Origin of the sequence: Cryobacterium algoritolerans, assembly GCF_004402785.1 — a bacterium.
Taxonomy (GTDB): domain Bacteria; phylum Actinomycetota; class Actinomycetes; order Actinomycetales; family Microbacteriaceae; genus Cryobacterium; species Cryobacterium algoritolerans.
Genome location: NZ_SOFP01000035.1, coordinates 17517 through 36246 on the forward strand (window position 1 = coordinate 17517; position 18730 = coordinate 36246).

At 64.6% G+C, this 18730-nt stretch carries 18 protein-coding genes and 1 tRNA gene; 7 read left to right on the plus strand and 12 right to left on the minus strand.

The window, feature by feature from the left end; all coding sequences use genetic code 11:
- Positions 1-14 precede the first annotated feature (14 nt).
- Positions 15-1046, minus strand: a complete 1032-nt coding sequence (locus tag E3O19_RS06675) for a tRNA (adenine-N1)-methyltransferase (RefSeq protein WP_134566375.1) — start codon at positions 1044-1046, stop codon at positions 15-17.
- A complete protein-coding gene (locus E3O19_RS06680) occupies positions 1043-1792 on the minus strand; it encodes an HAD family hydrolase (protein WP_277613010.1) in 750 nt (249 codons plus the stop codon). The genes E3O19_RS06675 and E3O19_RS06680 overlap by 4 nt, the downstream gene beginning before the upstream one ends.
- 82 nt (positions 1793-1874) lie before the next feature.
- Here E3O19_RS06680 and E3O19_RS06685 point away from each other — a divergent pair, with 82 nt between their 5' ends.
- A complete protein-coding gene (locus tag E3O19_RS06685) occupies positions 1875-2819 on the plus strand; it encodes a PAC2 family protein (protein WP_134566377.1) in 945 nt (314 codons plus the stop codon).
- Positions 2820-2875: 56 nt separating this feature from the next.
- Here the strand turns inward: E3O19_RS06685 and mshC are convergent, their stop codons facing one another.
- Genes mshC through E3O19_RS06700 form a run of 3 tightly spaced genes read right to left on the minus strand, consistent with a single transcriptional unit; the run spans position 2876 to position 6368 of the window.
- The gene (gene mshC, locus E3O19_RS06690; RefSeq protein ID WP_134566379.1) at positions 2876-4156 is read right to left on the minus strand and encodes a cysteine--1-D-myo-inosityl 2-amino-2-deoxy-alpha-D-glucopyranoside ligase; all 1281 of its coding nucleotides are present in this window, start codon (positions 4154-4156) and stop codon (positions 2876-2878) included.
- 13 nt (positions 4157-4169) lie between these two features.
- Positions 4170-5024, minus strand: a complete 855-nt coding sequence (locus E3O19_RS06695) for an undecaprenyl-diphosphate phosphatase (RefSeq protein WP_134566381.1) — start codon at positions 5022-5024, stop codon at positions 4170-4172.
- An 18-nt stretch (positions 5025-5042) separates the two neighbouring features.
- Positions 5043-6368, minus strand: a complete 1326-nt coding sequence (locus E3O19_RS06700) for a M20/M25/M40 family metallo-hydrolase (RefSeq protein WP_134566383.1) — start codon at positions 6366-6368, stop codon at positions 5043-5045.
- Between the two features lie 116 nt (positions 6369-6484).
- Between E3O19_RS06700 and E3O19_RS06705 the strand changes: the two genes are divergently transcribed.
- Positions 6485-6567, plus strand: a tRNA-Leu gene (locus tag E3O19_RS06705).
- A gap of 228 nt (positions 6568-6795) precedes the next feature.
- On the opposite strand, the gene E3O19_RS06710 is transcribed toward E3O19_RS06705, so the two are convergent.
- Together E3O19_RS06710 and E3O19_RS06715 are read right to left on the minus strand one after the other, a co-directional pair.
- Positions 6796-8730, minus strand: coding sequence for a hypothetical protein (locus tag E3O19_RS06710; protein ID WP_134566385.1), 1935 nt, complete (start codon positions 8728-8730; stop codon positions 6796-6798).
- Positions 8727-9614, minus strand: a complete 888-nt coding sequence (locus E3O19_RS06715; protein WP_134566387.1) for a hypothetical protein — start codon at positions 9612-9614, stop codon at positions 8727-8729. Before E3O19_RS06715 ends, E3O19_RS06710 begins: the two co-directional genes overlap by 4 nt.
- A gap of 426 nt (positions 9615-10040) precedes the next feature.
- On the opposite strand from E3O19_RS06715, the gene E3O19_RS06720 reads away from it, so the two are divergent.
- Positions 10041-10454: a hypothetical protein gene (locus tag E3O19_RS06720; RefSeq protein ID WP_134566388.1), complete on the plus strand. Its 414-nt coding sequence runs from the start codon at positions 10041-10043 to the stop codon at positions 10452-10454.
- Between the two features lie 643 nt (positions 10455-11097).
- Here the strand turns inward: E3O19_RS06720 and E3O19_RS06725 are convergent.
- Both E3O19_RS06725 and E3O19_RS18080 read right to left on the minus strand, forming a co-directional pair.
- On the minus strand, positions 11098-11301 hold the full coding sequence (locus E3O19_RS06725; protein WP_134566390.1) for a hypothetical protein: 204 nt from the start codon (positions 11299-11301) through the stop codon (positions 11098-11100).
- 421 nt (positions 11302-11722) lie between these two features.
- Positions 11723-12169: a toll/interleukin-1 receptor domain-containing protein gene (locus tag E3O19_RS18080; RefSeq protein WP_198413875.1), complete on the minus strand. Its 447-nt coding sequence runs from the start codon at positions 12167-12169 to the stop codon at positions 11723-11725.
- 338 nt (positions 12170-12507) lie between these two features.
- Between E3O19_RS18080 and E3O19_RS06735 the strand changes: the two genes are divergently transcribed.
- Positions 12508-12876 (plus strand): hypothetical protein, encoded by a 369-nt coding sequence (locus E3O19_RS06735; RefSeq protein WP_134566394.1) that lies wholly within the window; start codon positions 12508-12510, stop codon positions 12874-12876.
- A 49-nt stretch (positions 12877-12925) separates the two neighbouring features.
- Here the strand turns inward: E3O19_RS06735 and cycA are convergent, their stop codons facing one another.
- Together cycA and ald are read right to left on the minus strand one after the other, a co-directional pair.
- Positions 12926-14383 (minus strand): D-serine/D-alanine/glycine transporter, encoded by a 1458-nt coding sequence (cycA, locus tag E3O19_RS06740; protein ID WP_198413876.1) that lies wholly within the window; start codon positions 14381-14383, stop codon positions 12926-12928.
- A 136-nt stretch (positions 14384-14519) separates the two neighbouring features.
- The gene (gene ald / locus E3O19_RS06745; protein ID WP_134566398.1) at positions 14520-15656 is read right to left on the minus strand and encodes an alanine dehydrogenase; all 1137 of its coding nucleotides are present in this window, start codon (positions 15654-15656) and stop codon (positions 14520-14522) included.
- Between the two features lie 297 nt (positions 15657-15953).
- On the opposite strand from ald, the gene E3O19_RS06750 reads away from it, so the two are divergent.
- Complete coding sequence (locus E3O19_RS06750) at positions 15954-17162, plus strand: PucR family transcriptional regulator (RefSeq protein ID WP_134566400.1); 1209 nt, start codon at positions 15954-15956, stop codon at positions 17160-17162.
- Positions 17163-17182: 20 nt separating this feature from the next.
- Here E3O19_RS06750 and alr read toward each other — a convergent pair whose 3' ends face one another.
- A complete protein-coding gene (alr, locus tag E3O19_RS06755) occupies positions 17183-18349 on the minus strand; it encodes an alanine racemase (RefSeq protein WP_241981245.1) in 1167 nt (388 codons plus the stop codon).
- On the opposite strand from alr, the gene E3O19_RS18815 reads away from it, so the two are divergent.
- Positions 18327-18473, plus strand: a complete 147-nt coding sequence (locus E3O19_RS18815; RefSeq protein ID WP_134566404.1) for a topoisomerase DNA-binding C4 zinc finger domain-containing protein — start codon at positions 18327-18329, stop codon at positions 18471-18473. The genes alr and E3O19_RS18815 overlap by 23 nt on opposite strands.
- Positions 18474-18552: 79 nt before the next feature.
- On the plus strand, positions 18553-18723 hold the full coding sequence (locus E3O19_RS17770) for a hypothetical protein (protein WP_166804504.1): 171 nt from the start codon (positions 18553-18555) through the stop codon (positions 18721-18723).
- The last annotated feature ends 7 nt before the right edge of the window (positions 18724-18730 follow it).

An 18730-nucleotide genomic window follows, 5' to 3' on the forward strand; every position in this document is an offset into this window, starting at 1 on the left:
GGCCGGAGCCAATCCTAACCGGCGTCAGGTCGGCCGGATTGCGGATCGTCCCCGGTCAGGTTGCGCGCCTTGGAGAGGGCGGCCCCGGTCTCGGCAATCCGCACCCTCTTGCGCATCACCTTGGGGCTGATACTACGTTCGCCGAGGGCGCCGGGCGTCCAGGCTTCCACGTCGGCGTCGGAGAAGTCGGTTTTCGACGGGCGGCGCTTGAGCTCAGGCAGGATGGTGTCCGGGGCGAGCCGCCTGGCCGTGATCAGGAAACCGGTGTGGCCGATCATCCGGTGGTCGGGCCGCACGGCCAGCCCCTCGACGTGCCAGCCGCGCACCATGGTCTCGTGCGAGTCGGGGTTCGTGTACTGGCCGGTTGCGCGGATGGCTTCAGCCACTCGGGAGAGCTGGGTCACCGTTGCCACGTAGCAGAGCAGAACTCCGCCGGGCTTAAGGGCGGCGGAGACGCCTTCGAGGCACTCCCACGGGGCGAGCATGTCGAGCACAACCCGGTCAACGCTCTGGTCGGGCATCGTAACCGGCAGGGTGGCGGCCAGGTCGCCGAGCGTGATCGACCAGTTCTCCGGGTCGGCACCGAGGAACGTGGCCACGTTGTCGCGGGCCACATCCGCGAATTCCTCGCGGCGCTCGAAGGAGGCCAGCCGACCGGCGGGTCCGATCGCCCGGAGCAGCCAGATCGAGAGCGCGCCGGAACCGACGCCAGCCTCCACGACGGTGGCGCCGGGGAAGATGTCGGCCTGGGCGAGGATCTGTGCCGCGTCCTTCGGGTAGATGATGGCGGCTCCGCGCGGCATGGACATGACAAAGTCGATCAGGAGCGGGCGCAGGGCCAGGTGTTCGACGCCGACGTTGTTGGTGACGACGGACCCGTCCGGAAGGCCGATGATGTCGTCGTGCGTGAGGATTCCACGGTGGGTATGAAAGACCTTACCCGGCTCTAGCGTGATCGTGTTCAGCTTGTTCTTGGGACCGGTCAGCTGCACCCGGTCGCCGATCCTGAACGGTCCGCTGTTCTGGATGACCTGGTTGTCGCTCATGCGTTGCTTACATCCTCGTTGTCGGCGGAATCGGAATCGGGCTGAATCGGAGTGCGTTCGGTGCGGCCGCGCCGCTCGCCGAACACGGCGGTGAAGCCCGCCAGCGTTCGCCCGGAGAGGGTCGGCCACAGGTCGTAGTGGGCGCTCTCCGGGAGGGGGACGATGTGGGGCACGCCGATGACGACCGCGCCGGAGGCGACGGCCGCGGCGATCCCCGGAAGGGAGTCCTCCACGGCGATGCAGAGGTCCGGGTTGACGCCGAGGTGCCCGGCCGCGGACAGATACGCCTCGGGGTGCGGCTTACTGTTGGTGACCATGTCGCCCGCGACGATCGTGTTGAAGGCCGCGAACCCGACCAGGTCGGAGATCTGGCGCGCCATCCGCGCGGTGGACATTGTGACGAGCGCCATCGGCACGCCGGCCCCCTTGAGCTCGGTGAGCAGGGACAGGGCGCCCGGGCGCCACGGCGGGCCGAAGTCGCGCAGGAGTTCCTGGACCCGGTCGGTGAGCTGGTTGACGATCGCGTCGGCGCCCAGGTTGACCCCGCGGCCCTGAAGAATCGAGGCGGAACCCCACAAGCCGGAACCGACGAGCAGCACGCCGTCGCTGTGTGTCCAGACGCCGCCGAAGGATTCGACGAGTTCGGTCTCGGCGCGCATCCAGTACGGCTCTGAGTCGACGATGGTTCCGTCCATGTCCCAGAGCACGGCCGCAGGCAGGAGGGATTCGGGTTGGATCGGGTGCACGGAGTCCAAGTGTAGAGGGCACCGCCTATCCTTGACTGATGGTGTGCCGGGTGGCGCATCCCCGGGATCGAGGTTTCAGGCAGTGACAGATGGCAACGGATTCCTCAGCGAACGACTCCTCGTGGTGGCGTTCGAGGGTTGGAACGACGCGGGAGAGGCCGCTACCGGCGCGGTGAGCACCCTGAAGGATCTGCTCGATGTGTCCGCCCTCGCGGAGATCGACCCAGAGACCTATTTCGACTACCAGTTCAATCGGCCGACCATCTCCACCGGTGAGGACGGCATTCGGCTGCTCGAGTGGCCGGGCGCGATCATGTACGGGCCGACGACCCCCGGCGAGTCAGCGGTGCCGCTTGCCGACGATGCCCAGCTACGGGTGAGCGGCACGAACGCCGGAAACATCTACCTGCTTCTCGGCACCGAGCCCTCGCGCAGTTGGAAGAGCTTCGCGTCGGAGATCCTGGACGCGGCCCTCGCCGCGGACGTGGGTGGGATCGTCTTCCTCGGTGCGATGCTCGCGGACGTGCCGCACACTCGGCCGATCTCGATCTTCGTTTCCAGTGATAACCCGCAGGTGCGGGCCGAGCTGCAGATCGAGCGCAGCTCGTACGAGGGCCCGGTCGGTATACTCAGTGTGCTCGCGATAGCTGCGGAGGCGGTGGGCATCCCCACCCTGTCGATCTGGGCATCCGTGCCGCACTACGTGCACAATGCGCCCTCGCCCAAGGCGATGCTGGCTCTGATCGACAAGCTTGAAGAGATCATCGACGTGGTCATCCCCAGGGGCGACCTCGTAAATGAGGCTGCGGAGTGGCAGAGCGGGATTGATCTTCTTGCCGCCGAGGACGAGGAAATGGCCGCCTACATCGCCCAACTGGAACAAGCCAGGGACACCGTCGATTCCCCGGAGGCCAGCGGCGAGGCGATCGCCCAGGAGTTCGAGAAATACCTCCGCAAACGCGGCGACGGCCGGACGGACGGGCGTACAGATGGACGGCCCGGCCCTGAGGGGCCCCGCCAGCCCTGAACCCAGTTTCGGCCGGGCCGGAAGTCGGGTCAGGTCGGACCAGGACCAGGACCAGGCTAGAGCGCCACGCCGAGCAGCGCGTCCACGGCCAGGGCAACCGCGGCCGGGTTGTCGACGGCCTCGAGTGCTGCGGCGTCGAGCACGGCCAGAGCACCTGGGGTGTCGAGGTCGGCGACAAGGGCGGCGCGGAGCGCGTCGATGACCGACTGGGCGTCCACCGGGCCACGGGCGGCTCCGCTGCCGAACGCGGAGGTCCATGCTGCCAACCGGGTGACCGCGGAGTCGAGGTGTGCGTCCATCCATTCCCAGTCGGTGCGGTAGTGCTGGGCGAGGAGGGCGAGCCGGATGGCCCGCGGGTCGACCCCGGCAGCGCGCAGGCGGGAGACGAGCACGAGGTTGCCGAGGGACTTGCTCATCTTCTCGCCCTGGTAGGCGACCATCCCGGTGTGGCTGTACACCCCGGCGAGCGGATGCCCGGAAAGCGCGGCAGCGTGCCCTGCGCTCATGTCGTGGTGCGGAAAGACCAAGTCGCTGCCGCCGCCCTGCACGGTGAAGTCCGTGCCGAGTTCCTTCAGGGCGATCACGGAGCATTCGATGTGCCAGCCGGGTCGTCCAGCGCCGACCGGTGATGGCCAGGACGGTTCGCCGGCCCGGGCGGCGCGCCAGAGCAACGGGTCGAGCGGGTCGCGCTTGCCGTGGCGGTCGGGGTCTCCCCCGCGCTCCGCCGACAGGTCGAGCATCTCGGTCCGGGCCAGGTTGCTCTCCTCGCCGAGGGTCCACGGCGCGGAACGCTCCGCCGCTGCGATGTCGAAGTAGATGTCCGAACCGGCGGTACCGATCGTACCGAACCGGGTGGTGTCGACGATGGAGTCGACGGTCGGCACCGTGTACGCGATCCCGGCATCCCAGAGCTGGGCGACGGCAGCCGCGATCTCGTCGATGACCTCGGTGACGGCGACATAATCGTTCGGCGGGATGATCCCCAGTGCCTCCATGTCGCCGCGGAAAAGCTGAACCTGGCTGGCGGCGAGTTCGCGCCAGTCGGCACCGGTCGCGGTCGCGCGCTCGAGCAACGGGTCGTCGACATCGGTAACATTCTGCGCGTAATGAACCCGGAACCCCGCGTCGAGCCACACCCGCTGCAGCGTGTCGAAGGCCAGATAGGTGGCCGCATGGCCGAGGTGGGTCGCGTCGTACGGGGTGATGCCACACACGTAGAGCCGGGCCGCGGCGGACGGCTTTGCCTCGACGAGAGTCTGAGTGGCGGTGTCGTAGAGCCACGGTGCGCCGGACTGGCCGGGGAGTTTCGGGATCTCGGGTCGTTGCCAGGCGCGCATACCACCAGCCTAACTAGGCGGCGATGGTGTTGGTCGCCAGGGCCACGAAGAGACCGAGGCCGAGGACGATCCGGTAGATCACGAACGGCAGGAAGCTGCGTTTGGAGATGTAGTTCATGAAGAACCCGATCACGAACAGTGCCACCACGAACGCGATGACCGTGGCCACGAGGGTCTCGAACGGGCCGAAGATTTCGGGGGTGCAGTTGGTCGCACCGGTGAGGCAGGGCTTGGCGATCGACTTGTACATCTCGTAAAAGCCGCTGCCCAGGACCGCGGGGATGGCGAGTAGGAAGGCGTACCGGGCGGCGGCGCGGCGCTCGTAACCCATGAAGAGGCCTGCGGTGATGGTGCCGCCGGAGCGGGAGACCCCGGGGATCAGCGCGAGGGCCTGGGCGAACCCGTAGACGACACCGTGACCGACCGTGATGTCCTTGAGCCTGCGCCTCTTGGCGCCGACGTAGTCGGCGATTCCGAGCAGGATTCCGAAAACAATCAGCACGGTTGCGGTGATCCACAGGTTCCGGAGCGACGATTCGATCTGGTTCTGGAAAATCAGACCGAGGATGACGATCGGCAGGGAGCCGAAGATGATCAGCCAGCCCATTCGGGCATCCGGGTCCGTGCGCGGCACCTTGCCTGTGAGGGACCGGAACCACTGGCCGATGATGCGCACGATGTCGCGCCAGAAGAAGAGCACGACGGCAGCCTCCGTGCCGATCTGGATGATGGCGGTGAAGCGAGCCCCCGGGTCGGCCCCGGTGCCGAGCAACTCACCGACAATGCGAATGTGGGCGCTCGAGGAGACGGGAAGGAACTCGGTCAGCCCCTGGACGAGTCCCAGGATGATCGCGTTGATTAGATTCACTTGCCGCTCGCTTCGCTTTCAGTAGTTCGAGAGCAGGTCGGTCAGCACCTGCCTGCCAAACACTAACGCGTCAAGCGGCACCCGCTCATCTACGCCGTGGAACATCGCCGGAAAATCAAGATCTGCTGGGAGTTTCAACGGGGCGAACCCGTAGCCTTTGATGCCCAGAGTGCTGAGCGCCTTGTTATCGGTTCCGGCGGAGAGCAGGTACGGCAGCACCGGCGCCCCGGGGTCGTGTCGGTCGAGCGTGTCGACGACGGCGTTGACGAGTGGTCCGCCGAATTCGGTTTCCAGCCCGATGTCCCGGTGCATGATCACGATTTCAATGTCGGGCCCGACCAGCTCGGCCAACTCGCCCAGTACCGCGTCCTCGTCGCCGGGGAGGGTACGGATGTCGATCAGCGCCTCAGCACGGTCCGGGATGACGTTGTGCTTGTAACCGGCTTGCAGCATGGTCGGGTTCGTGGTGGTGCGCAGGCTGGCCTGGATGAAACCGGAGGCCGTGCCGGTGGCAAGTGCCAGTTCGTCCGGGCCGACTCGCTGCGGGTCGACACCGAGCACGCGCGCCAGTTCAGCCAGGAGCGCACTGGTGGTGTCGGTCAGCCGGATCGGCCACTCGCGCCTGCCCACCCGGGCCACCGCCTCGGCGAGGCGGGTGACCGCGTTGGCGTGGATCAGCCGGGAGCCGTGGGCCGCCTCGCCGCGGGCGATGAGCTTGATCCAGATGAGAGCTTTCTCACCCGTTTGAAGCAGGTAGGCGCGCTGGCCGCCGAAGGTGATCGAGTAACCGCCGACCTCGCTGATCGCCTCGGTTGCCCCCGCGAACAGTTCGGGGTGCGTATCGACCAGGTAGTGCGAGCCGAGCACTCCCCCGGCCTCCTCATCGGCGAAGAAGGCCACGACCAGGTCCCGGGCCGGCTGCTGACCCGAACCAAGGATGTCCCGCAAGGCTGCGAGGATCATCGCGTCCATGTTCTTCATGTCCACGGCGCCGCGGCCCCAGAGCAGCCCGTCCCTGATCACGCCCTCGAACGGGTCCACCGACCAGGCCTCAGGGTCCGCGGGCACAACGTCGAGATGCCCGTGGACCACGAGCGCGCCCTGGCTGGAGTCGCGACCGGGTACGCGGGCGACGACACTCGTGCGGCCCGGTTCGGAGTCGAACAGCTGCGGGGCGAGGCCGAGGGCGCGGAGGTTGGCGGCGACGTATTCAGCGGCATCCGTTTCACCGTTGGAACGACCCTCCCCATAGTTGGTCGTGTCGAAACGGATGAGGTCGCGGGCGATCTCGGCCGTCAGGTCCAGACAAGCGTCGGCCGGGGCGTTTTCAGCGGAGGAAAGCATGGCCCTCACGCTACCGGGCCACGTCGGATAACGGGGACGATAGGCGCGGACTGAGAGCGGCGGAATCCATGCTAGATTATCTATTCGGCGGCCGGACAACGACTGCCGAAGCACCAGCCCGGGTGGCGGAATGGCAGACGCGCTAGCTTGAGGTGCTAGTGCCCTTATGGGCGTGGGGGTTCAAGTCCCCCCTCGGGCACAGAGAGAGGTTCGGAGTATTCCGGACTTCCGTTTGGGAAATAGGTCGAGACAACCGATATCGGTTGTCCGGCCTATTTTTTTGCCCGAAATCGTGTACTACGGGCTCCTCGCGACATGTGCAACCGTCGGGTTAAATGCAAAAATGGCGTACCTGAGAATTTCAGGTACGCCAAATGGAATTGGTCTTGCTCGGTAAGCGGGGGGGTGTGTGTGGAGCGGGCCGTTTCTAGCCGGGTGGTTGCAGGTCCTCGACGATGATGGGGGCAGGGCCGGCGGTTTGCCAAAAGGTACCGGGGAGTTCTCGGTTCTTCGCTGTTACCGAGCTGATCGCGAGTTTGCGTTTGTAGAAGCTCAGCATCTGGCGCATGTTCTCGACGACGGAGGCAAGCGCGACGACGATGTACGAGAACGTGTTGCCGCGCACGGCGCGTTTGTCGGGGTTGGCGATGTCTTCATACTGGCTGCGTTTCAGGTTCCGGTTGACCGATTCGACCCCGTTGCGCATTCCGTACGTGGTTCGCCACTGCTCGCTTCCGTAGGGGTAGTACTGCTCGTGTTTGAGACCGCCGGCGTTGGGGGTCTCGGCGTCCTTGCCGGTCGGCAGCTTCATGAGCACGCTGTCACCCTGGTGGGCGAGCGGCTTCGCCTTCCAAAGCTCATAACCCGGCGCGTCCGTGGGAATCATGTAACGGCGCGTGCCATCCGCGCTCATGCGCCCCTTGCTCTTGAGCCGGAACAGCTCCCGACGCTTCACCTGCTGGGAGTAAAGAGTTTCCGCCCGGCCCAGGACGCTTGCGCTGCTGCCGTACTTCTTTCGAGCCGCCTCGATGGTCAACGTGAGTTCCTCTTGGTCCTCCTCGTTCTCAATCGGGTTGCGGAGAGACCCTTTGAACTGTCCTGACTTCTTCTCGTGAGCCGCTTCCGCTTTGGCAAGCTTGCCCGCATCTTCACCGTGCTTCTTCCGAACTGCGTTGATGATCCTGTCCGCGTTGCAGAGGACTCCCGGGAGCGTGTCCAAGTACCAGGTTCCTGAGACCTGGATGAAGCCGCGCGGGTCAAAGGCCTTAACGCCGAGATCCTCATCCTTGTAGTCGCACACCAATTTCGCCCCCAGACGGCGCGCCGGCACTTGAAACTCGTCAAACTTGGCGCCTGAGTAGGCGCGGTCCATGATGACGAAGTTGATCTTGCGCTGCCGTAGGGCCAGAGCGTTCAGGAGATTCAAGCCTTCCCCGGTGATGGCGCCTGGTATGTGGAATCCGAGAGCTGTTGTCACCAAGGGGAAGGAATCCACTTCACCCGGTGTGTTGGGAGTCAGCCGAGCAACTTCGATTTCCACACCCCAAGAGAGTTTCTCAATGGATCGGCCCTTGTGTTTTTGGCCTGGATCTGACTTCTTGAACGCACGAGCGTCCGCATGGGTGACGGCTCCGTGGCTGCCTTCGCGTTTGTAGAAGCCACCGTCAGGGTTGGCGGTGCGACGGTTGCCTTCGAGGTTCCTGGACGACGGGTTTCCAATCTTTCCTTGGAGCGGAACAAATGTGGCATCGATGGCGTGGTTTCCATCGGACCGGTTGCGAAGTTCCTCGGGAAGAAGTAGCCACGAGCCATGGACCAGGTCATTGGCCAAGGTCCACATTCGGATGCGACGGGAGCGACACTGCTCGGGATCGCGAGCTGCTTTCACCTTCCGGTACTCGGCTTCGGTGAGGACCTTGTCCCGTCGGCCGGGGAATTCGTCGACCAAGGCAATCAGACGCTGGAGCGCGCGCCAAATCCTTTCATAGACACGCTCGTCCAGGCCGTCGTGGGTGAGCCGGAGCACAGCGCGCTGTCTCGGACTGAGCTTGAGGAACGTCTGGGCCAGTTCCGTGATCAACGTGGGACGGTTGATCCGGATCTGGAGCAAGATCAGGCTTAGCGCGGCAGATTCGTCCAATATCGGTTTCCGTCCAGCCGCCGACAACACGTCCTCGGAACGCCAGCCCGCCAGGAGCTGCCGAACGCGCGCCACTTTCAGGACTCGGTCAACTTCCACCACGGCGAGACCAAGTGGTTCCGTGCGCAGCTCGCTGAGGTAGTCGCCCATGCGTTGCCCGAACGTTGTGAGCATCCATTCCTCGGCCTGTTCACGCTGGCTGGCACCGGTGGGGCGGGTCACTTCATGCCCCGCAGCTGTGCGATGCGTGCGTCGCTGCTCAGGCGTGGAACATAGCTAGCAAGCCTGGAGATCGATTCGAGGGACTGGAGGCCGGCGGCCTCCATCAACGTGAAGACATCGACACGGTCGGTCATCTGCTGCACGAGCCAGGTGTTTCTGAGTCGACGAACCCGAACGGAGGGGCTGCCGGTCGGGCTCGAGGCACGGGCCACGAACGCGCTCACGACGTTGTTCTTCGTGCTCGCTCGCTTGGGCAGAAACACGAAAGACTCGCCCGGCAGATCACGGATGGCCTTGGCCAGAGATTTCTCGTAGCGAGCACGAACGATGACGGTGCGGACGCGACCGTCGTTGGTGACGTTGATGGTGACGACTCGATCGGGGCTCACCGTCACGGAGTCGCGTCGAAGCGTCGCAATTTCTACCGACGTAAGGCCAGCCCCAGCGCCAAGGGCAATCAGGGTCCTAGCGCCACGACGCATGTACACGGTGCCCTGCCCTGCCGCCCACCGGTCGAGCGCGACGCGCTCGGCCTCGTCATAGGGGGTGTCGAGGCTTCGCTCGTTGAGCGGCATCGGGTTCCGCGGGTTGGCTTCCGGGTTGACGGCTTCCGCGACTCGAAAGAGCCATGAGCGATAGTTGCGCTGGGTTCCTTGGGCCAGATCGGGGAGATTGTCGCGCACATAGTGCTCGATCAACTCCCGGTTGAAGATGATCGTGGCATCCAATTCGGCGCCGACCACGTACACAGCCCAATACGCGAAATGGATGCAGGGCCCCAGGAGCGTCTCGACGGAGTACGTCGTCTGCGGCAGTGCCAACGCAACAGCATCTTCGACAAAGGGCCGAATGGACTCGAGCTGCTCGGCCGGCAGGTCCGGCACATACTCAGCCATCTTCGTCGCGCTCAGTGCGCTCAGGGCGGCCCGAGCCGCCGCCATCGCTGCCTGGTCCTTGTCGTCGGGAACTCCGCCTCGGAGTGTCATCCTGGCGGCCGCCAAACTCGGGTCATCGGACGTCGTCCCGAATCGAAGCACCCGCGCTTCGCTGTCGTACGTAACGTCTGAAAGCGCCTTCATCCCGGCGAGGTGGGCTTTTGAGCGAGCAGAGCCGGTGGGCGCTTTCCGCGTGGCGATTTCGGGGGCGGGCAGGACGGAAATGAGGAGTGTGGGGGTCATGCCTATGTGCGTGTGCGGCTACCCCGCACACCGATATTTCAAAAGCGGTGTAAATCAGCCAGGAATTCTCGATAACTGTCTTCACGGAAGACATATCCGATAGAAATGGTGAATAGTGCGTATGATTGCGTCATGCCCAGACCTCCCAAACCCGGGGGCGCCGTGTTCGAACCACGTTCCCTCGCCACGAATCGCAAGAAGTTCGGCAACTCCAGTTCCCGGCTCACATCCACAAATGTCGAGTCGCCGCAACAGGCAGCGGCCGAAGTTCAGCACGCGATCGCAAACCGGATTCGCGAGTACCTCCTGGACCAGAACGCAGATCTCAAGTCCTATTGCTCGAGAGCCACGCTCCCAGCGGGCTTGAACTACGAACGCTTCCAGCGCATCAATCGGGGTGAAACCATGATTACCCTGACCGATCTCATGTACTGGGCAAACGTGATTCCCGGCCTCGTCACCTTCATCGCTGCCACGATGGACACCATCACGAGCGACGCGCACTTCGAACCGTCCGACGGCGCAGTAAAACGCCAAGTCCCCTAGCTCCATCATTGGCTTCGGTGGACGGTACTCCGTCTCACTCCCGGAACCTCAGGGTGCGCCGAGGCAACGTTCGGCTGAGCGGTCAGGCCTGCCGTCTGCGAGTTCCGAGCAAGTCGAGAAGGTCCGCAGGAATCCACCGACATCACCTCCTTTCGTCCGTCTCGGAGTTCCCTCCGGCGGAGGAACCTCCGGAGTCTGCGAATGCCTCTTAGGGCCTACCCGTCGACCTGTGAACGCCAAAGGCTGCTGCCGCATCGACTGCCACTGACTGCGACCTCTGGCGCGGTTCAGCCAACCCTCAGGGGCGCAAGAGCGTGTGTGGCCCCTTCTCACAGGACCAGACCGATGGTTGGCGTGCGTGGGCTCGCCGCAAACGGCGTCTCCATTTCCGATCCACATGTCATACAAATTACGGTCGACGCCAACGAATCGCTGAGCTGGATGGATCTTTGTCGACGAGTCGGTCTTTTTCCCTCTTCGTGTCGGCGTCAGGAACGACTCCTCTGGGACACGGGAAGCGAAATCCGTGCTGGCCTAGTGAAGTTGACACGGTTGCTCCAGTACGCGGCGCACGCCGACGACTGGGCGTTGCCGCCGAGTACTCGTCGACAGGTACTGCACGCTGTTCCGCGAACGGAGCTTGCTAGACCTTCCTCCCGCTGGCCACCTCGCACTGCCGCCTGTCAGCGAAAGCGTCGTCGCCCATGTTAACGGTGATCCTGTTGTCGAACCGAGGAAGGGTGGTTTCTCGCTTCCCTGCACCGATGGTGTCAACAAGTTCGAGTCTGTCCCGCGGGGGAATCATCCTGCCGAACACGCGCGAGTTTGCCCAGTCGTACTCCCCCACGGCTGATGTCGATGGTTCGGCTGCCGGCCTATGCCACCTTTTTCTCCCGCGAGTGCCAGGAGGGTCTCGGACCGCCCCTGTCGCGTGATAGTCCAGTGCGGACTTTTGCAACGTAGTTCGGACAAACCGGCAGCGACCTTGTTGAGAGCCATGCCGCTGTGTTGCGCAGCCGTAGCGCGCATGCGGGACTCAGCCTGTTGCGGTTGACGCACCGGAGCGAGATTTCTCTACGGACAGGTTAAACTCGACAATTCTGCATGGGTGGGCGGTGCAATCCAGCCTCCGCGGGACTGTTCCCGATGGAGGTCCGGCTTACGGGCACGACGCTGATGTCCTTAACCGGCCGGTAAGCATTGACGCTGGTTCATCGGGTTGTTCCTGGTTGGGCCATCGAGGCGTCGTGGAGGCTTGCCACTCAGCGCTACTTGGCGGCCGACTTCGTGCTGAGTTCGTCGGCCTCTTCCTGCGTAACGATTCCGACGAGCTCAGCAATCTTCACGACGATGTCTTCCGTGGGCTCTTCGGCCGTACTGAATCCACCACGCGACGCGAGTGTCGGGGTGACCTGGTCGAGCTCCTCGAACGTCACCCCGTGCATGACCGGCACTAAGAGGCTCCGGCGCAGCAGAGCGCTGAGCTCGTTGCTCGCAATGCTGCGGTCGGTACGCAGCTTGTCGAGCATTGCGGGCGTCACCAGCACGATCCCCATGCGCGAACTCACCAGTCCACGGTCGATGGCTATTCGCATGTCCGAGCCAGGTCGCAGGCTCACCTCACTGAACCACACCGACACGTCTTTTCCGAGGAGCAACTCGTAAACGTCATTCGCGGCCGCCTGACTGTCGGGCCAGGCGTGACAGAGGAACACGTCATTTACCTGAGTTCGGAAGACAGTCGCCGCGCGGACAGACTCCAGGTCGCGCACCTGCTGTTGCGTGTACGAGGCAGTCGACCCGCTGGGCTGCCAAGCCGGACGGGCGACACCACGTCCCCCGCCCCCGCTAGTGCCCGACAGGCTTCCACTCCTACGCACAGGCACGGCCGGTGTGGAGTAGGACGGGTACGACCGAGGCGGCGAGTATGAAGAACGCCCATAGCTGGACGAGCATGCAGGGCAGTTCGCGCGACCGTTTGCAGTGCGGTGGCCTTCTCTTGGAGCTGTGCATTGAGCCATCTGCTGATGATACTGAAGACCTAAGACAACGAGTGGAGCAATGGCCCGTCGGTGCCCGTAAGTCGATCCTGATGGGCACGGTGTGTCTGCCGTTCGCGGCGTCGTTCCTCCTGGACGGAATCGTGCAGCTTCTGCGAGGCGACGGCCCGAAGCTGTTCCTGGGCAGCCTGGGCCTGGTGGTTCTGCTTGCCGGTGCCGGATACGCCCTGTGGCAGTTCGGAGCCGGCTACCCCGGAGTGGAAATGGAGAGGCCGGCCCTCATGGTCACGGTTTCCCTCTACCTGGTCGCGGTCTCCACTGTGCTGACGCTGATCGGGTTCGTGCTGCGAACGGTGAGGCTCCTCTGGGACGCCCGGCGGGAGGCGGACAGGCTGCAGTACATGCAGATGTCTCCCCTGTGACGCCGGCTGAGCACCGCGCTGCCTCGGACTGACCGGCTCGTCTCGACCCTCAGTCGCGGAAGGTGAGCGCCAAAGCCCGGTCGGCCTCGACACTCGCCCGGTGAAGTTCATGATTAGCGGCCATTTCGGGGCGACGGCGGATGATGAGCCAGGCGATGCCGAGCCCGATGAACCACACCGGCGTCACGACCAACGCCTGCAGCGTATCTGTCTTCTGGGTGAGCGCCCAGATCAGGAATACGAAGAACGCGAGCAGGACATAACTCATGTACACACCGCCGGGCATTTTGAACTTGGATGCTGCGTGCAGCGCCGGGCGGCGCTTGCGATACACGATGTAGCTCACCACGATGATGGTCCACACGAAGATGAACAGCACCGATGCCATTGTTGTCACCACGGTGAACACGGCCATGATCGATGGACTCGAATACAGCAGCACAGCCGATATGAGCAGGAACATGCACGAGAACAGCAGGGCGTTGGCCGGCACCTTGTGGCGGGTCAGACGTTGGAACCGCCCCGATGCCGTGCCCTCGACCGACAGCCCGAAAAGCATTCTGGATGTTGAATACAGACCGGAGTTCGCTGAGGATGTCGCGCTCGTGAGCACGACGAAGTTGATCACGGCCGCGGCCACGCCGAGCCCTGCGAGGGCGAACATCGCCACGAACGGGCTCACATCGGCGCGGACCTCACGCCACGGCGTGACCGTCATGATCATGATCAAGGCGAGAACGTAGAACAGCATGATGCGAATGGGAATGGAGTTGATTGCCTTGGGAAGGTTCTTCTCCGGGTGCTGCGCTTCGGCGGCCGTGGTGCCCACGAGCTCGACCCCGAGGAACGCGAACACGGAGAGCTGGAAACCGGCGATGAACCCCATCGGGCCGGTCGGGAACATCCCGCCGTCGTTCCACAGGTTGGTGAAACTCGCCGGGGTGCCGTTGGGGGACTGGAACTGAGTGAACACCATCACGAGGCCCACGACGATAAGCGTGACAATTGCCACGATTTTGATCAGCGCGAACCAGAACTCGGTCTCGCCGAACGCCTTGACGCTCGTGAGGTTGAAGCCGAGCAGAATCGTTACCGCCACGAGCGCCGGAATCCATAGCGGCAGATCGGGCCACCAGAAGCTCGTATACAGCGCGATCGCGATCAGCTCGGCGATGGCGGTGACGATCCAGCACACCCAGTACGTCCAGCTCGTGAAGAAGGCGGCCCACGGCCCGAGCAGGTCACCGGCGAAGTCGCTGAACGACTTGTATTCGAGGTTGGAGAGCAGCAACTCGCCCATGGCCCGCATGACGAAGAACAGCATGAAGCCGATGATCATATAGACGAAGATCACGGACGGCCCCGCGAGGGAGATCGTCTTCCCCGAGCCCATGAACAGACCCGTTCCGATCGCACCGCCGATGGCGATGAGCTGGATATGACGGTTCGAGAGCGATCGTGCCAGGTGTGGTTGCGCGTTCGGCGCTGGATGCGTGCTGGTTTTCATTTGCGACATCGGAGATACTTCCTTGTAGTCCAGGCAATGGGCACAGTGTCGGGGTCACCGATCTCTGCAGAAATTGTGGGTCGCGGAGGCCGGGGCCGACCGATCAGGCCGTACCCGGCATCCGCGACCAGTGCTGCTAGACCAGCGCGAGCTCGACCTCTGAGACGAGGTCGGTCCAATCCGTGAGCGGTAGGTCGAGGGCGACGCTGACCGAGCGGTTCGCGACCTTTCCGGCGGCGATGTTCAGGCCACCGGCAAGGGCGGCGTCCCGCTCGAATGCTGCACGCACGCCACGGTCGGCAATCGACAAAGCGTAGGGCAGAGTGACGTTCGTCAGCGCGAGGGTCGACGTCTGCGGAACGGCGCCGGGCATGTTGGCGACGCAGTAGAAGATCGAACCGTGCACGGGGAAGGTGGGGTTCTCGTGCGTTGTGGAGTGTGTGCCTTCGAAGCAGCCTCCCTGGTCGACCGCGATGTCCACGAGCACGGAGCCCCGCTTCATGCGCGACACGAGCTCGTTGGTGACGAGCTTGGGGGCCTTGGCGCCGGGGATCAGCACGGAGCCGATCACGAGGTCGGCCTCGGTGACGGAACGGTTGATCTCGTAGGCGTTCGAGGCGATGGTCTTCAGACGTCCGGCGTACTGGGCGTCGAGTTCGCGCAGGCGGTCGATGTTGATGTCCAGGATGGTGACGTCAGCGCCCATCCCGATGGCCATGGCGGCGGCGTTGGAGCCTGCGACGCCGGCACCGATCACAGTTACTTTGGCGGCCCGCACCCCGGGCACCCCGCCCATCAGCATGCCCGGGCCACCACCCGGTCGGGTCATCGACGCGGCGCCGACCTGAACGGCGAGGCGTCCGGCAACCTCGCTCATCGGGGCAAGCAGCGGCAGTGAACGGTCAGCCTTCTGCACGGTCTCGTAAGCGATCGCGGTCACGCCGGACTCGAGCAGGGCGCTGGCGAGGGCGGGCTCGGCGGCGAGGTGCAGGTAGGTGAAGAGGATCAAGCCCTCACGAAAGTACGAGTACTCGGCCGCGATCGGCTCTTTCACCTTGAGGATCATGTCGGCGCCGGCCCACACATCGAAGGCGGTCTTGACGATGGTTGCACCGGCGGCTTCGTAGTCGGTGTCAGCGAAGCCGGAGGCGATTCCCGCGCCGGCCTGTACCAGCACGGTGTGGCCGTGAATCTTGGCTTCGTGCACTCCGGCGGCGGTGATGGCCACGCGGAACTCGTTGTTCTTGACTTCGGTTGGAACGCCAATGATCATGGGGAACTCCTGCTTCTTGTAGACGCCTGCTGATCGACTTTGGTCAGCTTTAAGATGATAAACGCGGATTTTAAGGGCCGCCCTGGCTCTGCCATGGGGACAACGGACGCCGAGGGTAACTCCGTCGCACGGTGCACAAGGCAGAAAATTGGTATTTACACAGGTATTTGTCTTTCTCGAGGCCGGTGGTCAGGGGCGGATTCATCGTGCAGACACCCCGCAGTCAGCTCGACATCTGTAGCGCCCAGGTGCGTCGATCGTCTCCTGACGTCCACGCTGCTCCGTTAGAGTGAATCTATGAAAACGGCCGATATTGACCAAGCAGTGGTCAACATCGCCGCGCGAATTGACCGGGCTCTCTCGCTTGAAGACCTCGACGGCGGGCTGCTCGCGTATAGCGCGCATCAATCCACGGCCGACCGAGTGCGCACGAACTTTCTGCTGAGCAAGGTTGTTCCGCCCGATGTCAGCGCCTGGCAGCTCAGCCACGGTATCGCCTCGGCAGTGAAGCCGGTTCCCGTGCCGGCCAACGCCGACCTCGGAATGTTGGGCCGCGTGTGCGTGCCGCTGCTGGCACGTGGATTCCGGGTGGGGTATCTGTGGGTCCTCCAGCTCGACGACGAGCAAACGCCCGAGGTGATTCTGCGTGAGCTGCGGCTCATCCGCCCGGAGATGGACGCCCTCGCTGAGATGCTGCTCAACCGTTCCAGCGCCGATTCTAAAGCGCGGCGCACCGACGAGGCCCAATTCCTCGCCGCGTGCTTGGGGGACCGCAATGCCGGCGTGGCGGTGGACGGTTGGCCTGGTGTGCACGGGCGCGGACCCTGGCGGCTCGCCGCGCTGCTCGAGCGCGGTGACAACGCGCAGCGCGACCCCGCCAAGAGCGGCCTGCTGCACCGTCTCGCCGCACTCTATGCCACGCTTGGCATCAATACCGTGCTGTTCTCGGCCGGCACCGAAACGCATGCCGTTCTGCTGCTCCACGACGAGGTTGACGGCTTCGACCTGTCCGAGGTTCGAATGCGCTTTGAGTTCGAGGTGTCCCGCCGCGGTGGGCAGGTGGCTGCACCCGTCCTGATCGGGCTGAGCGAGCCCTTCACCGACCTGCGACGGCTGCCCGGTGCCTACTCCGAGGCGCGGAGCGCCGTGCAAGCGGCCTGGGTTGATACCCAGCTCGGCACGCTCGTTTCGTTTCGCGCTACCGGGGTCTACCAATTCCTGGCCGTCGCAAGTCGAGACGTGTTGCCGTCCGAGTCAGCGCTCTTCTCCGAACTCCGGGCACTCGACCGAAACGGGGAACTGCTGCCCGTGCTCGAGATGCTCTACGACAAGAACGGGTCCGTGGCCGAGGTCGCAGAGCACCTGCATTTGCACCGAACCAGTATTTACAACCGGCTGGGACGCATCCGTTCCGCATTGGGCGTCGACCCGCTCGGCGGGCAGGCGCGCCTTGAGCTGCACCTGGCCCTCAAGGCCGACCGCTGGGCTGGCCGTCCGCGCCTCTGACGGGCCTGCCCGGATTGGTCTCAGACGTTTTGGTAGACGCGGGGAACGCGGGGACTGATGCGGGTGACCACTTCGCAATTGATGGTGCCGGCGGCCGCCGCCCACTCGTCAACGGATGCGTCGTCGTCGCCGGGGCCGAACAGCACCGCTTCGGCACCGATCACCGACGAGCCGGAGGCCACGAGTGCGGCCTCACCGAGGTCGATGACCATCTGGTCCATGGCGATGCGCCCGACCACGGGATAGGTCACGCCGTTGACTCGCACCGGGCCTCCCGTGGCGATGCGCGGAATGCCGTCGGCGTAGCCCAATGGAATCAGGGCGAGCGTCGTCGGGGCCGTGGTGCGGTAGTTGAGCCCGTAGGAGACGCCCTGTCCGGCGGGAACTTCTTTGCACACCGATACGAGCGTGCGCAAGGTCATCGCCGGGCGCAATCCGAGGTCGTTCGAGGTCTGGTTGGCGAACGGCGACAGGCCGTAGATGGCCAGCGCCGCCCGCACCAGATCGAAGAGCGTGTCGGGGCGGGACAGCGTGCCGGCGCTGTTGGCGAGGTGCCGCACCCTCGGGCTCAACCCCGCCTCCTGCGACACAGCAACGGCCGTCGTGAATGCCGCAACCTGTTCGTCGGTCTCGACGCGGTCGGGTTCATCGGCCACCGCGAGGTGCGAGAAGATGCCCACGACGGTCACAGATCCGCTGGCTTCCGCCTGTCGGGCGCGGGCCACGAGGTCGGCCCACTCCGTGGGGGTGCTACCGTTGCGGCCCAGACCGGTGTCAATCTTGAGATTAATGCGTGCGGTTTTTTGCTGCTGCTGCGCGGCCAGGGCGATTAGCGGCAACTCCCAGCCGGAGCATCCGAGATCAATGTCCGCGGCGATTGCCGCGGCGAAGTCGCTGTCTGTGGTGTTCAGCCAGGCCAGTACCGGCACCGGAATGGCCGCAGCGCGGAGTGCCAGTGCCTCCGATATGTGTGCCACGCCGAGCCACTCCGCTCCCGCCTCGAGCGCCGCGCGAGCGACGGGGAGAACCCCGTGACCGTAGGCGTCCGCTTTGACGACCGCCATCAGCCGGGCTGGGGCGGCGAGCGCAACGAGGTGGCGAACGTTGTGTCTGATCGCGTCGAGGTCGATCACGGCTGCGCGCTCCGGCAGCCGTTCGGTGGCGGTGGGCACGGCTGCTGATATCACACGTTGCAGCCTAACCCTCGGGTGGTGCGGCCCTGCGTTCATGGCTGAGCGCACCGGCGAGCGCGGGCAGTTCCTCGGATGCCGCAGGTATCCGCGGTGCAAGAGCGCGCTTACGCTGACCTGAGCGCGCCCGTGACGGGTCGTAAATTACCTCAACCGGCGCGCCATCCCGGTATCCAATCGGCTGGGGGCGGCCTAGGAGCGTGGGTCAGTTGTTAAAACGCCGCCCGATTTCCCGGGTCGGCTCCGCCGTGGCCTCCGCCCTCGCGGGGGCCGGGGCGAGCGGAACCAGGGTCACCGTGCAGGTGGTCGACGCCGGGGAACGGACGGCCCTCGGCAAGGTCCCGCTGGTCAGGGCGCTCCGGCGGCCCTGACCCGGTC

Bases quoted from the DNA above. Each gene is read 5' to 3' on its own strand.
- E3O19_RS06675 (WP_134566375.1), bottom strand. From the start codon at position 1,046: ATGAGCGACAACCAGGTCATCCAGAACAGCGGACCGTTCAGGATCGGC.
- mshC (WP_134566379.1), bottom strand. From the start codon at position 4,156: ATGCGCGCCTGGCAACGACCCGAGATCCCGAAACTCCCCGGCCAGTCC.
- E3O19_RS06700 (WP_134566383.1), bottom strand. From the start codon at position 6,368: ATGCTTTCCTCCGCTGAAAACGCCCCGGCCGACGCTTGTCTGGACCTG.
- E3O19_RS06720 (WP_134566388.1), top strand. From the start codon at position 10,041: ATGCCCAGACCTCCCAAACCCGGGGGCGCCGTGTTCGAACCACGTTCC.
- cycA (WP_198413876.1), bottom strand. From the start codon at position 14,383: ATGAAAACCAGCACGCATCCAGCGCCGAACGCGCAACCACACCTGGCA.
- ald (WP_134566398.1), bottom strand. From the start codon at position 15,656: ATGATCATTGGCGTTCCAACCGAAGTCAAGAACAACGAGTTCCGCGTG.
- E3O19_RS06750 (WP_134566400.1), top strand. From the start codon at position 15,954: ATGAAAACGGCCGATATTGACCAAGCAGTGGTCAACATCGCCGCGCGA.